Raw genomic sequence first — 13,150 nt, 5'->3', positions numbered from 1 at the left:
CCGCCCTCATAGCGGTTTGCAGTGCTGCGCCGAGCGGCCATAATGACCCTCTTTTTTTAGCCGTTCGTAATCGACTTTTACTCTTTGAAGGATCGCCCGTGAGCCAGTCACTGATCGCCGCTCTGCAGAACCCTGCCCTTTTTCCTCATCCAGTCGAGCATTTTCAGGTCATCGAAACGCATATTTCATGGGTATTGCTGACGGGCGCCTATGTTTACAAAATGAAAAAGCCTGTCAATTTCGGCTTTCTGGACTTCACCAGTTTGCCGGCGCGCGAACACTTTTGTAACGAGGAGCTGCGCCTTAACCAGCGTCTGACCCAGGATTTGTATCTGGAAGTACTCCCCATCACCGGCAGCGTCGAGGCGCCGCAGATAGGCGGCACCGGTGAGGCGATCGAATATGTGCTGAAGATGCGCCAGTTCCCGCAGGACGGTTTGCTGAGCACGCTCCAGGCCAATGGCGAGCTGACCACGGCACAAATTGATGAAATGGCCAGGCAAATCGCGGAGTTTCATCTTCATGCTCCGCGCGTGCCTGTCGATCATCCACTGGGCACGCCCGACGCAGTAATGGCCCCGGTGACGCAAAACTTCGAGCAGATCAGTCCCTTCCTCACTGAAAAAACCGACATTATTCAGCTCGAAGCCCTCCAGGCCTGGGCCGACGCCAGCTTCGAGCGCCTCAAGCCACTGCTCGAAGAGCGCAAAAAAGACGGATTCATTCGCGAGTGTCATGGCGATATCCACTTGGGCAACGCGACCCTGATCGATGGCAAGGTCGTTATTTTCGACTGCATCGAGTTCAACGAGCCGTTTCGCAAGACGGATGTTTACGCCGATATCGCATTCCTGGCGATGGACCTGGAAGACCGCGGCCTGAGAGTTCACTCACGTCGCCTGATCAGTCAGTACCTTGAGCAAACCGGCGACTATTCGGGCCTGGAACTGCTGAACTTCTACAAGGCTTACCGCGCATTGGTTCGCGCGAAAGTAGCGCTTTTCAGCCTGAGCCCCGACGCGGATGCCGTGCACCGCGGCACGACCATGCGTCAGTATCGCAACTACGCAAATCTGGCCGAAAGCTACAGTGCCATTCCTTCACAGTTCCTGGCGATCACTCATGGCGTGTCTGCGGTCGGCAAAAGCCATGTCGCGATGCGTCTGGTGGAAGCACTGGGCGCGATTCGTTTGCGCTCCGACGTCGAGCGCAAGCGGCAATTTGCCGACAAGGCAGATCTCTACGCAGATGATGTCAGTGTCGCGACCTACGACCGTCTTCACCAATTGGCAAGCGTGGTGCTGCATGCGGGTCTTCCAGTGGTAATCGATGCCACTTACCTCAAGCGTGCCCAGCGCGAAGGCGCTGCCAACGTTGCTGAGGCCACTGGCACACCGCTACTGATCCTGGACTGCAGCGCCCCGCAGGCCGTGATCGAAGGTTGGCTGGAACAGCGACAGGCAGAAAATCAGGACCCATCCGACGCAACGCTTGCGGTCATCGAAGCCCAGCAGACCAGTCGCGAACCGCTGACCGCTGAGGAGTTGTTGAGCAGCAAGCACGTTGAAACCAATATCAGCTCGGATCTGGATGGGTTGGTGGCGCACATACGTCAGTGCCTTCCAGGACTCTGATTCCACCGCGTTACCGGCAGTCGAGTTGTGAAGCCTTACTCTTCACAGCTCGACGATAGTGGCATCATACTGGCGCCAGAATCCCAACAACGGAGACGTGTCATGAGCCAGCCAAGACAGCTTGATTCCGCGCTTTATGCCTTGCTTCATAAAGAAGACATCGCCAGCTTCAATCTCCAGCGCCCAGCGTCAGGAACCGTCGACATGCTCAAAGGCGACTTCAGAGGGCTGGACCTGCGTGAACTTAACGCAGAAGGCATTGATTTCACGGATGCTTACTTTCGTTCTGCTGACTTGCGTGGAATCGATTTCCGGACCTCCTCGCTGGAGGGCGCCAGCATTAGCCATGCGCAGATATCAGGGGCCTACTTTCCGCCTGAACTGAGCGCAGACGAAATCCTGATGTCGGTGAACTTCGGCACTCGACTGCGCTACCGAACTCGCTAACTACCGCCTGGCATTTAAATAAGCCAGAGCCCCATGTTCACGTGGGAGTTTTCCTGCAGCCGCTACAATGAGGTCAGACTTGCTTGCGCTGTTCGTCACAAGTCTTCACGTTTACTGGAGCGTTATCCCCCATGGAAGATGAACTGCGACAAATGAAGAACCTCGGAAAAACCTCCGCCCAATGGTTACACGCCTCGGGCATCCACAACATTGCTGATCTACGCAGACTTGGCGCCGCCAACGCGTATCGTGCGGTCAAGGCACGAGGCTTCAAAGCATCCAGGTCGCTGTTGTATGCAATTGAAGGCGCACTTGAGGATCAGCACTGGAGCGACATCCCACCTGCACGCAAAAAGGTGCTCAATCTGCAGATAGAGACGTGCCAGCGGTATGCCTCGTTGAGCGCCTGAAAATAGTTTTATTCTGCCTGTTTACTTACAAATGAGAATCACTATGATTATCACATCCGGTCGCGAGACCGGCCGGTAACCTGAAAGGCTCCTTGGTTCGGACCTTCAGATTATCTCCTCATCAGGCTAATCACGGTTTTTGACCCGGCTCTTTGCCGGGTCTTTTTTTGCCCATGGAAAAGCAGCAGTATTAAACGGTGGCCCTTTCCTCACCCGCACATCCCCAATCGCAGCAACAGGTCGTCCAGCAGACTCGCGGCCCCGATTCGCACCTTGTCCGGCCCAAACCAGAGCGGGCCGAAGCGAGAAAGCGCCATGTCGAGATAGAGATTCGCCTGGGCCAACGTGTGAACCCCGCCCGCCGCTTTGAAGCCCACCTGCCCCCCCAACTCGGCAATCGCCTCAATCATGATGCGGGCGGCTTGAGGCGTGACGTTGACGCAGACCTTGCCCGTGCTGGTCTTGATGAACGCCGGCCCCACCTCAATCACCCGGCGACACACATCATGAATAATCTGGGGATCGCGCAGTACGCCTGTTTCGAGCGTGACGGTAAGTCCCGCCCGCCCCTCGCATATCGCTTTGCAGGCAGTCAACATCTGCGCCCCTGCCAGCCGGTTCCCTGCCATAAGGGCACGAAACGGATACACCAGGTCGATTTCATCGGCGCCGGCCATCAGCGCTGCCTGGGTTTGAGACTCGACCGTCTGGGTGCTCGCTGTCCCGCCAGGAAAATTCACAGCGGCTACAACCTTGATCTCACGCGCTTGCCAATCATCAAGCGTGCGCCTCGCCAGCCCGGCGAACCGGGGAGCGACACACACCGCAGCAACCGGACCGAACGGCGTCATCGCTCGGTGGCAGAGCGCAATGATGCGTTCAACTGTGTCGTCGTTGTTGAGCGATGTCAGCTCAAGCAACCCGATTGCCCGCTGCGCGAGCTCTTCATCGCTACCCGTTATCCCTGTCATCAGTCATCCCAAGGGGTTGTACATCGAAGGACGAACCTTAAACGAGCCAACGCCTTCAAGAATGGACATGCGGTTACAAAAGAAGGAGACGACAGCATTGCAGGAAATGTCCTAAGGCAACTTCCTGCAAATAGCCGCTTAACGGATAGCCAGTGAAGATGCGAGCGTCAAAGTCCGGTCGTTAAGCAACAAAACCTCAGGGGTTAGCCCCAGGCTTTTTCTAATCAGCCACCCCGCCGCAAGAGCTGCGAAACTACGCCCTCGGCGATCACCTAAAATTCGATAACTTTTTTTTGTAGTTGCGCATCACGCGCCCAGGAGACGTATCTGAGATACCTGTGCGAAAGCAGCGATATTCCCGAAGGACACAGTCGCGGATTTGAAGTCGACGGCATGAAGATGTTGGTCGTGAGGCGCGCCGGGCAGGTTTACGCGTATCAAAACCGCTGCCCGCATCGCGGCGTACCACTGGAATGGCTTCCCGATCAGTTTCTGGACACCAGCGCCAGCCTGATCCGGTGCGCGACGCACGGTGCCTTGTTTCTGATCGAAGACGGTCAATGCATCGCCGGGCCTTGTGAAGGAAAATCCCTCACCCCCGTTGCCTGTTACGAAGACGCCGAGGCTCTCTGGATCAGCTCACCGGACGTTGAATGAGCGTGGATATCTCCCCGATGTGCACTTCCAGACGCCGATCGATATGCACCTCCTCAGGGTTTAGTTGCACACCGTAAGCCAGCACCTCAACTCCGGCGGCGACAGCTTCACGCAGTGCAGCGGCGTAGGCGGCGTCTACTTCTTCAGCAGGACGTACTGCCTCAATGCCGGTCAGGTTGACGCAGTACAGCAAAACTGCACGTACGCCGTTCCGGGCCAAAGCGGCCAGTTCACGTAAATGCCTGGCTCCGCGCTGAGTAACAGCATCAGGAAAAGCCGCCACCTCCGAGCCGTCAAAGCCCAACGTGACGCTTTTGACTTCCAGGAACAAAGGGCCATCCGGGTAATCCAGCCGAAAATCAACCCGACTGTTTTCCAGCCCGTAGGCGACTTCGCGCTTGATTGAGGTGAAGCCGTTGAGCTCTGTGATGATGCCCGCAAGCAGCGCCTCCTCGACCAACCTGTTGGCTCGCCCGGTGTTGACGCACGCGAATCGGCCTTGCGGTGTTTCGCTGATTTCCCAGGTCCCTGGCAGCTTGCGCTTGGGGTCGTTGGATCGACTGAACCACACGCGCCCGCCAGGCATCATGCAATTGAACATAGACCCTGTGTTGGGGCAGTGAATGGTCAATCGCTCTCCGCTGGCGGTTTCAATATCAGCCAGAAATCGCTTGTAGCGAACCAGCAATCGACCTTCTTCGAGCTCTGGAGAAAAACGCATCAGCCTTGCCAGCTCCGCAAACCACGGCCAATACGCTCGACGGCTTCCTGCAAGCGCGGAAGGCTTTGCGTGTAAGCGAATCGCACGTGATGAGCTGATTGGTAGCGCCCAAAATCAAGCCCCGGGGTGAACGCTACGTGCTCGGTTTCCAGAAAGTGGCGACAGAATGCGAAGGCATCGCCGCCAAACGCGCTGATGTCGGCGTAAAGATAGAACGCGCCTTCAGGCTCAACTGCAATCGAGAAGCCCAGCTCACGCAGCGCCGGCAGCAGGAAGTCCCGGCGACGTCCGAATTCGGCACGGCGCGCCTCAAGAATCTCAAGCGTCTCTGGTTCAAAACAGGCCAAGGCCGCGCTCTGCGCCATGCTGGGTGCGCTGATGTAAAGGTTTTGCGCCAGCTTTTCGAGATCGCCAACGGCATCGGCTGGCGCCACCAGCCACCCGAGACGCCATCCGGTCATGCCGAAATACTTTGAAAAACTGTTGAGCACAAAAGCATCGTCATCAACTTCCAGCACACTTGAGGCATCAATTCCGTACGTCAGGCCATGATAGATCTCGTCTACCACCAGATGACCATTACGAGCTTTGAGCGATGCAGAAAGCGCTGCCAGTTCATCGCGATGCAGCAACGTGCCTGTTGGGTTTGCGGGGGAGGCGACCAGCGCACCGACGCTGTCTTCGTTCCAATGCCCTGCAACCAACTCAGGCGTCAATTGATAACGCGCCTCTGGCCCAACGGGCACCAGTTGCGCAGCACCTTCTACCAAGCGCAAAAAGTGACGATTGCACGGATACCCTGGGTCCGCGAGGAGCCAATGCTTGCCGGGGTCCACCAGCAAACTGGCGGCCAGCAGCAGCGCGCCAGAACCGCCAGGCGTGATGAGAATCCGGCCGGGGTCAACATCGACGCCATACCGCTGAGCATAAAACCCCGCAATCGCTTCGCGCAGTTCCGGCAGGCCGCGCGCAGCGGTGTAGCGGGTCTTGCCCGCAGCCAGCGCCGCCTGCCCCGCTTTTATGATGGGCTCAGCCGTAGTGAAGTCGGGTTCGCCGATCTCCAGATGGATGACGTCATGCCCCGCCGCCTGCAGCTCATTCGCCCGCGCCAGCAGCGCCATCACATGAAAGGGTTCAATCGCGCGGCTGCGTGCACTGTAGGGCTGAGGCATTGGTCTTCCTTTAAGGAGGGCGGGAGCAATGCCGGGATTCTACCCAACCGATCGCCCCGAATCAGGTTTAAAAACATTGATAGCCAGCTGACACCATTCCGTCCACAGACACAATTCCAGCGCCGTATTTAGTCTGGACTCGCCCCCACTCTACTGTTTTCGAGCCGACGCGCTCATGGCGGTGTCATAGGCACACGCACGCCGTAAAGACACGCTCGACAACCGGGAGTGGCGCGCTCTGATTTGATCTGGTAAGTTCGCCCGCTTGCAGCCGCAGGGCCGGCAGGTGTCGGCGATGGAACCAAACCCTGCGCAATGGATAGATGAGTGAGAGGCGGTCCCTTCATGCCCACCCAAGAAAAGCAAAAAAGCAGTCAACTGATCAGTGGTTTCGAACCCTACGTTGCATCGAAGGGTGAGGAATACATGGGCAAGCCCATGCGCGCGCATTTCACCAAGATCCTCAACAAGTGGAAGCATGACTTGATGCAGGAAGTTGACCGGACAGTCGACCACATGAAGGACGAAGCGGCCAACTTCCCTGACCCGGCGGATCGCGCCAGTCAGGAAGAAGAATTCAGCCTCGAACTGCGTGCCCGTGATCGCGAACGCAAGCTGATCAAGAAGATCGACAAAACGCTGCAGCTGATTGAAGACGAAGACTATGGCTGGTGCGAGTCGTGCGGCATCGAGATAGGCCTGCGTCGTCTGGAAGCCCGTCCAACAGCCGATCTGTGCATCGACTGCAAGACACTGGCTGAAATCAAGGAAAAACAGGTCGGTAAGTAATCTGACTTTTTCCCACAACAAAGGCGCTCCGGCGCCTTTTGTTTTTTCAGGCTGAGCAGTGCGCTTTTGGCCCTTTCATTTCCTGTAGCATCCGCCCCCATGAAATCCCCTTCGTATATAGGGCGCTTTGCGCCAACTCCCAGCGGTTATCTGCACTTCGGCTCATTGGTCGCGGCGTTGGCGTCCTATCTGGACGCGCGAGCGGCAGGCGGGAAATGGCTGATGCGCATCGAAGACTTAGACCCGCCGCGCGAAGTCGATGGGGCGCAATCGGCCATTCTCAACACCCTCGAACGCTATGGATTCGAGTGGGACGGGCAACTGGTCAGACAAAGCGAACGCCATGAGGCGTACCAAGAGGTGATCAACCGCTGGTTCAGCCACGGCCTCGCCTACGCCTGCACCTGCTCTCGCAAACAACTGGAAGAGTTCTGCGGCGTTTACCCAGGCTTTTGTCGTGACGCGGGCCACTCCCCGGAGAATGCCGCGATACGGATTCGCGTGCCTGAGCTGGAGTACCGTTTCACCGACCGCGTTCAGGGTCAGTTCGACCAACACTTGGGACGCGAGGTGGGCGATTTCATCATCCGTCGTCGTGATGGTCTTTACGCCTACCAACTGGCCGTGGTGCTGGATGACGCCTGGCAAGGCGTGACGGATATAGTGCGCGGCGCCGATCTGCTCGACTCCACACCCCGCCAGTTGTACCTGCAAGAACTGCTCGGCCTGCCGCAACCGCGCTACCTGCATGTCCCGCTGATTACCCAGCCCGATGGTCACAAGCTCGGAAAGTCCTACCGCTCCCCACCGCTGCCCGCCGATCAGGCCAATGCCTTGCTGCTTCGGGCACTGCGAGCGCTGGGCCAGCCTGCACCCGACGAGCTGAAATCAGCCAACGCAACCGAGGTATTGAGTTGGGGCGTCGCGCACTGGAATTCAGAATCCATCCCCAGCGTCGGCACCCTTGAAGAAGCTCGAATAGACTGATCCAGAGCGCTTGCCCCACACTGCGTAGCAACGGTGGCCGAAACGCCACTTGCAGCCTTAACGGCATCCGTTACCATGCCGCTCCTGCGCTGCTTAGTCCGCGTCATTCACTGTAGGAGGCCAAATGTACATATACCGATTGGTCCTGCTTCTGGTGGTAGGTATCTATCTCTTTTCCCCGGCGATCATGGACTGGTGGATCGATGCAACGGGCGCCTGGTACAGGCCGTACATGCTGTGGCTGATCCTCATTGTCGTGACGTTTATCCTGCAGAGCCAACGAGATGCCGATGAGCTTTAGCCTGACCCAGATGATTCTGATCAGCGCCGCGTACCTGATGGTGCTGTTCAGCGTTGCCTGGATCAGTGAGCGCGGGCTGATTCCGCGCTGGATCATCCGTCATCCGCTGACCTACACGTTATCGCTGGGCGTTTATGCCAGCGCGTGGGCTTTTTACGGCACCGTTGGCCTGGCGTATGAATATGGCTACGGGTTTCTGTCCAGCTACCTCGGTGTATCGGGCGCATTCTTGCTGGCACCCGTGCTGCTTTACCCGATCCTGAAAATAACCCGCACCTATCAGTTGTCCTCTCTGGCCGACCTGTTTGCCTTCCGATTTCGCAGCACGTGGGCCGGGGCGCTGACCACGATCTTCATGCTGATCGGCGTACTGCCGCTGCTGGCGTTACAGATCCAGGCCGTCGCCGACTCCATCGGCATTCTGACGCGCGAGCCCGTACAGAACCGTGTCGCACTAGCCTTCTGCGCCCTGATCACCTTATTCACCATTTTCTTCGGCTCCCGCCATATCGCCACGCGAGAGAAACACGAAGGCCTGGTGTTCGCGATCGCGTTTGAATCAGTCATCAAACTGATCGCCATTGGCGGTATCGGCCTCTATGCGCTGTACGGCGTATTCGACGGCCCGCAGCAACTGGAGCAATGGCTGCTGCAAAACCAGAGCGCCCTCGCTGCGCTGCATACGCCATTGCAGGAAGGCCCTTGGCGCACGCTGCTGCTGGTGTTCTTCGCCTCGGCAATCGTCATGCCGCACATGTACCACATGACGTTCACCGAAAACCTCAACCCGCGCGCGCTGGTCAGTGCCAGTTGGGGTCTGCCGTTGTTTCTGCTGCTGATGAGCCTGGCAGTGCCGCTGATTCTATGGGCCGGACTCAAGCTGGGTGCCACCACCAGCCCGGAATATTTCACTCTCGGCATTGGCATCGCCGCCAATAGCAAGACCCTGGCGCTTCTGGCTTACGTTGGCGGGCTGTCAGCGGCCAGCGGCCTGATCATCGTGACGACGCTTGCGCTGTCCGGCATGGCCCTCAACCACTTGGTGCTGCCGCTTTACCAGCCGCCCGCCGAGGGCAACATTTATCGCTGGCTGAAGTGGACACGCCGCGCGCTGATCGTCGCCATCATCATGGCCGGCTATGGCTTTTATCTGCTGCTTGGCGCGCAACAGAATCTCGCCAACCTGGGCATCGTCGCGTTCGTCGCCACCCTGCAATTTTTGCCCGGCGTACTGTCGGTCCTGTACTGGCCTGCCGCCAACCGCCGCGGCTTTATGGCCGGGCTGCTCGCAGGCATGGCGGTATGGCTGATCAGCATGTTGCTGCCGTTGATAGGCAATCTGCAGGGCTTCTACATTCCCCTGCTCAACATGATCTACGTGCTGGACGACACCAGTTGGCACATGGCCGCAATCGCATCGCTGGCTGCCAACGTACTGATGTTCACGCTGATATCACTGTTCAGCAATCCGAGCCCCGAAGAAGCGAGCGCCGCGGAGGCCTGCGCGGTAGACAACGTAAGGCGTCCGCAACGTCGCGAGCTGCACGCGGTATCTCCTCAAGAATTCGCCACGCAACTGGCAAAACCCTTGGGTGCCAAGGCGGCCCAGAAAGAAGTCGAACAGGCGCTGCGTGATTTGTACCTGCCGTTCGACGAGCGCCGCCCTTACGCGCTGCGCCGTTTGCGGGACCGCATCGAGGCCAACCTCTCCGGGCTGATGGGGCCAAGCGTTGCCCAGGACATGGTCGAAACCTTCCTGCCATATAAGTCCGGCAGTGAAAACTACGTCACCGAAGACATCCACTTCATCGAAAGCCGTCTTGAGGATTACCACTCGCGGCTGACAGGGCTTGCCGCCGAGCTCGATGCGCTGCGTCGCTACCACCGCCAGACGCTTCAAGAACTGCCGATGGGCGTCTGCTCGCTGGCCAAGGATCAGGAGATCCTGATGTGGAACAAGGCCATGGAAGAACTCACCGGGATCGGAGCACAGCGAGTCGTGGGGTCACGGCTGGAGACCATCGCCGATCCATGGAAAGAGCTGCTGCTGGGCTTCATCAATCTGCCCGACGAGCATTTACACAAACAACGCCTGGGGCTGGATGGACAGACGCGCTGGCTGAACCTGCACAAAGCCGCCATCGATGAGCCTCTTGCACCGGGCAATAGTGGCCTGGTGTTGCTGGTCGAAGACTTGACCGACACCCAGATGCTCGAAGACAAACTGGTGCATTCCGAACGGCTGGCAAGCATCGGCAGGCTGGCGGCAGGGGTTGCGCACGAGATCGGCAACCCCATTACCGGCATCGCCTGTCTGGCGCAAAACCTGCGCGAAGAGCGCGAAGACGACAGCGAGCTGACTGAAATCAGCAGCCAGATCATCGAACAGACCAAACGCGTTTCGCGCATCGTTCAGTCGCTGATGAGCTTTGCCCATGCCGGCGGCCATCAACACAGCGACGAGGCGGTTTGTCTGGCCGAGGTCGCTCAGGATGCCATTGGTCTGCTCGCGCTGAACCGACGCAACTTCGAAGTGCAGTTCTATAACCTGTGCAACCCCGAGCATTGGGTCGATGGCGATCCGCAACGGCTGGCTCAGGTTCTGATCAATCTGCTGTCCAACGCTCGTGACGCCTCCCCCGCAGGCAGCGCGGTGCGGGTGAAAAGCGAAGTCAGCGAACACACGGTCGATTTGATCGTCGAAGATGAAGGCACAGGAATTCCGAAAGCAATCATGGACCGCTTGTTCGAACCGTTCTTCACCACCAAGGATCCGGGGGAAGGGACAGGGCTGGGCCTTGCGCTGGTCTATTCCATCGTTGAAGAGCATTATGGACAAATCACCATCGACAGCCCGGCTGACCCCGAGCACCAGCGCGGAACCCGTATCCGGGTGACCTTACCGCGACATGTCGAAGCGACGTCCGCCGTGAACTGAGACCGTCGAGAGAATCGAATCAATGCCCCATATTTTGATCGTCGAAGACGAAACCATCATCCGCTCCGCCCTGCGTCGCCTGCTGGAACGCAATCAATACCAGGTCAGCGAAGCTGGCTCGGTGCAAGAGGCACAGGAGCGGTTCAGCATTCCCTCGTTCGACCTTATCGTCAGCGATCTGCGCCTTCCCGGAGCGCCCGGCACCGAGCTGATCAAGCTTGGCCAAGGCAAACCGGTGCTGATCATGACCAGTTATGCCAGTCTGAGATCAGCCGTCGACTCGATGAAAATGGGCGCTGTGGATTACATCGCCAAACCCTTCGACCATGACGAAATGCTGCAAGCGGTCTCCAGGATCCTTCGTGATCGTCAGACCGTCGTGAGCATGCAGGCCGAACGTGCTGCCACCGCAAAATTGCCCGGCGGCGACAAATCCGGCGCTGACAACAGCAACGGCGAAATCGGCATTATCGGGTCATGCCCACCGATGCAGGATCTTTACAGCAAGATCCGCAAAGTCGCACCAACCGACTCAAACGTCCTGATTCAGGGCGAATCCGGTACGGGCAAAGAACTGGTCGCCCGCGCCCTGCACAACCTTTCCCGCCGTGCCAAGGCGCCGATGATATCGGTCAACTGCGCGGCAATCCCTGAAACCCTGATTGAATCCGAACTGTTCGGCCATGAAAAAGGTGCCTTCACCGGTGCCAGCGCTGGCCGTGCGGGTCTGGTCGAAGCGGCGGACGGTGGCACCCTGTTTCTTGATGAAATCGGTGAGTTGCCTCTTGAAGCTCAAGCCCGACTGCTGCGCGTGCTTCAGGAAGGCGAAATACGCCGCGTAGGTTCGGTGCAGTCGCAAAAGGTCGACGTGCGCCTTATCGCAGCCACTCACAGGGACCTTAAAGGACTTGCCAAGATTGGCCAGTTCCGTGAAGACCTTTATTACCGCTTGCATGTTATTGCCCTCAAGCTTCCGGCCTTGCGTGAGCGCGGCCCGGACGTGAACGAGATTGCCCACGCGTTTCTTGCCAGACAGAGCGCGAAGGTCGGCCGCACTGATTTGCGGTTTGCACCAGATGCCGAGCAGGCAATCCGTCACTACTCCTGGCCAGGGAACGTGCGTGAACTTGAGAACGCTGTCGAGCGCGCGGTGATTCTGTGCGAGAGCCCGGAAATTTCCGCAGATCTGTTGGGGATCGACATCGAGCTGAGCGACATTGACGTCGATGAGTTCATCGGCCTGGCACCACAGCAATCGTCTGCCAGCTCCACCGCACACGAGCCGACTGAAGATCTATCGCTTGAGGATTACTTTCAGCACTTCGTTCTGGAACATCAGGACCACATGACTGAGACCGAGCTGGCCCGCAAGCTGGGCGTCAGTCGTAAATGCCTGTGGGAACGACGCCAACGCCTGGGCATACCTCGCCGCAAAACGGGTGTTGCCAGCGAAACGTAAAATCCGTTCGCCGCGCAAGGCTCTGGCCCGGGCGTAACAGACAATGTGAAAAAACTGTTACCTCGATAGCAGCACGTAACAAGAGCCGGGGCTTACGGTAACGAAGCCCCGGTTTTTTTGGGTGTGCGAAAAGTAGCGTCGTTTTGCCATCCTGCCGGTTTTAAAGGGCTGCAAGAGGTTTAGCAAAAGTTGGCACAGCTTCTGCTATATCTATTCGTACAAGAACAACAAAAACCAGTTACCCGCAAAGCACCACAATAAAAATAATACGAATCGACTCACGCATAATAAAAACAACACGGCGGAGGCGCAGCTAACTGATTCTTTTGGAGAGGCGTTGCATTTGGGACTTGTCCCGCGACCAGGCCGAGAACAACAAAAACTACCCTTAGGTAGAGCCTGAACTGGTTGGATCGATTGATCACTGCCGCACAGCGACCAAAGCAATCCGTTTGCTCTTGACTCCCGATTGGGAGGTTTCACTGGCGAAAGCCGTGAATTGGGCACTCAACAAAAATAAAAAGCCCGACAGACAATAAAAATAAGAGCACGCACTTTGGGGGAGCTTCGGCTCCCCCAGTAGCATCCGCAACAAAATCGCTTCAGCCCCTACTCCTGCGCCATATCTGCTGCTTTTCGCAGCGTCCTACACCATCCCTCGACT

Annotated in this window: 12 protein-coding genes; 9 read left to right on the top strand and 3 right to left on the bottom strand. The window is 57.7% G+C overall.

The genetic code is table 11. The features are described from left to right. Window positions 1-98: 98 nt before the first annotated feature. The 3 genes from OYW20_RS04475 to OYW20_RS04465 all read left to right on the top strand — a co-directional run bounded on the left by OYW20_RS04475 (window position 99) and on the right by OYW20_RS04465 (window position 2,491). Window positions 99-1,634: a bifunctional aminoglycoside phosphotransferase/ATP-binding protein gene (locus OYW20_RS04475; RefSeq protein ID WP_268799531.1), complete on the top strand. Its 1,536-nt coding sequence runs from the start codon at window positions 99-101 to the stop codon at window positions 1,632-1,634. Between the two features lie 102 nt (window positions 1,635-1,736). After that, the gene (locus OYW20_RS04470) at window positions 1,737-2,081 is read left to right on the top strand and encodes a pentapeptide repeat-containing protein (protein ID WP_268799530.1); all 345 of its coding nucleotides are present in this window, start codon (window positions 1,737-1,739) and stop codon (window positions 2,079-2,081) included. 131 nt (window positions 2,082-2,212) lie between these two features. Further along, a complete protein-coding gene (locus OYW20_RS04465) occupies window positions 2,213-2,491 on the top strand; it encodes a TfoX/Sxy family protein (RefSeq protein ID WP_268799529.1) in 279 nt (92 codons plus the stop codon). 209 nt (window positions 2,492-2,700) lie between these two features. Here the strand turns inward: OYW20_RS04465 and deoC are convergent, their stop codons facing one another. Continuing rightward, complete coding sequence (deoC, locus tag OYW20_RS04460; RefSeq protein ID WP_268799528.1) at window positions 2,701-3,462, bottom strand: deoxyribose-phosphate aldolase; 762 nt, start codon at window positions 3,460-3,462, stop codon at window positions 2,701-2,703. 393 nt (window positions 3,463-3,855) lie between these two features. Between deoC and OYW20_RS04455 the strand changes: the two genes are divergently transcribed. Continuing rightward, window positions 3,856-4,119 (top strand): Rieske (2Fe-2S) protein, encoded by a 264-nt coding sequence (locus OYW20_RS04455; protein WP_408005462.1) that lies wholly within the window; start codon window positions 3,856-3,858, stop codon window positions 4,117-4,119. On the opposite strand, the gene sfsA is transcribed toward OYW20_RS04455, so the two are convergent. Both sfsA and OYW20_RS04445 read right to left on the bottom strand, forming a co-directional pair. Then, complete coding sequence (gene sfsA, locus OYW20_RS04450) at window positions 4,097-4,840, bottom strand: DNA/RNA nuclease SfsA (protein WP_268799527.1); 744 nt, start codon at window positions 4,838-4,840, stop codon at window positions 4,097-4,099. The two genes, OYW20_RS04455 and sfsA, sit on opposite strands and share 23 nt — an antisense overlap. Continuing rightward, entirely contained in the window at window positions 4,840-6,012 is a 1,173-nt protein-coding gene (locus OYW20_RS04445) for a pyridoxal phosphate-dependent aminotransferase (RefSeq protein ID WP_268799526.1), read from the bottom strand. The genes sfsA and OYW20_RS04445 overlap by 1 nt, the downstream gene beginning before the upstream one ends. Before the next feature lie 345 nt (window positions 6,013-6,357). Here OYW20_RS04445 and dksA point away from each other — a divergent pair, with 345 nt between their 5' ends. From dksA to OYW20_RS04420, 5 genes are all read left to right on the top strand, one after another. After that, window positions 6,358-6,801: an RNA polymerase-binding protein DksA gene (dksA, locus tag OYW20_RS04440; protein ID WP_268799525.1), complete on the top strand. Its 444-nt coding sequence runs from the start codon at window positions 6,358-6,360 to the stop codon at window positions 6,799-6,801. Between the two features lie 99 nt (window positions 6,802-6,900). After that, a complete protein-coding gene (gluQRS, locus tag OYW20_RS04435; protein WP_268799524.1) occupies window positions 6,901-7,788 on the top strand; it encodes a tRNA glutamyl-Q(34) synthetase GluQRS in 888 nt (295 codons plus the stop codon). A gap of 124 nt (window positions 7,789-7,912) precedes the next feature. Continuing rightward, on the top strand, window positions 7,913-8,089 hold the full coding sequence (locus OYW20_RS04430; protein WP_002552060.1) for a hypothetical protein: 177 nt from the start codon (window positions 7,913-7,915) through the stop codon (window positions 8,087-8,089). Beyond that, the gene (locus OYW20_RS04425; protein WP_268799523.1) at window positions 8,073-11,027 is read left to right on the top strand and encodes a sensor histidine kinase; all 2,955 of its coding nucleotides are present in this window, start codon (window positions 8,073-8,075) and stop codon (window positions 11,025-11,027) included. The genes OYW20_RS04430 and OYW20_RS04425 overlap by 17 nt, the downstream gene beginning before the upstream one ends. Before the next feature lie 22 nt (window positions 11,028-11,049). Next, window positions 11,050-12,486 (top strand): sigma-54-dependent transcriptional regulator, encoded by a 1,437-nt coding sequence (locus tag OYW20_RS04420; protein WP_268799522.1) that lies wholly within the window; start codon window positions 11,050-11,052, stop codon window positions 12,484-12,486. Window positions 12,487-13,150 lie beyond the last annotated feature (664 nt).

It is taken from the genome of Pseudomonas sp. BSw22131, assembly GCF_026810445.1.
Taxonomy (GTDB): domain Bacteria; phylum Pseudomonadota; class Gammaproteobacteria; order Pseudomonadales; family Pseudomonadaceae; genus Aquipseudomonas; species Aquipseudomonas huanghezhanensis.
The sequence above is the reverse complement of the archived record's forward strand: the minus strand, read 5'-3'. Positions and strand labels throughout refer to the sequence as shown.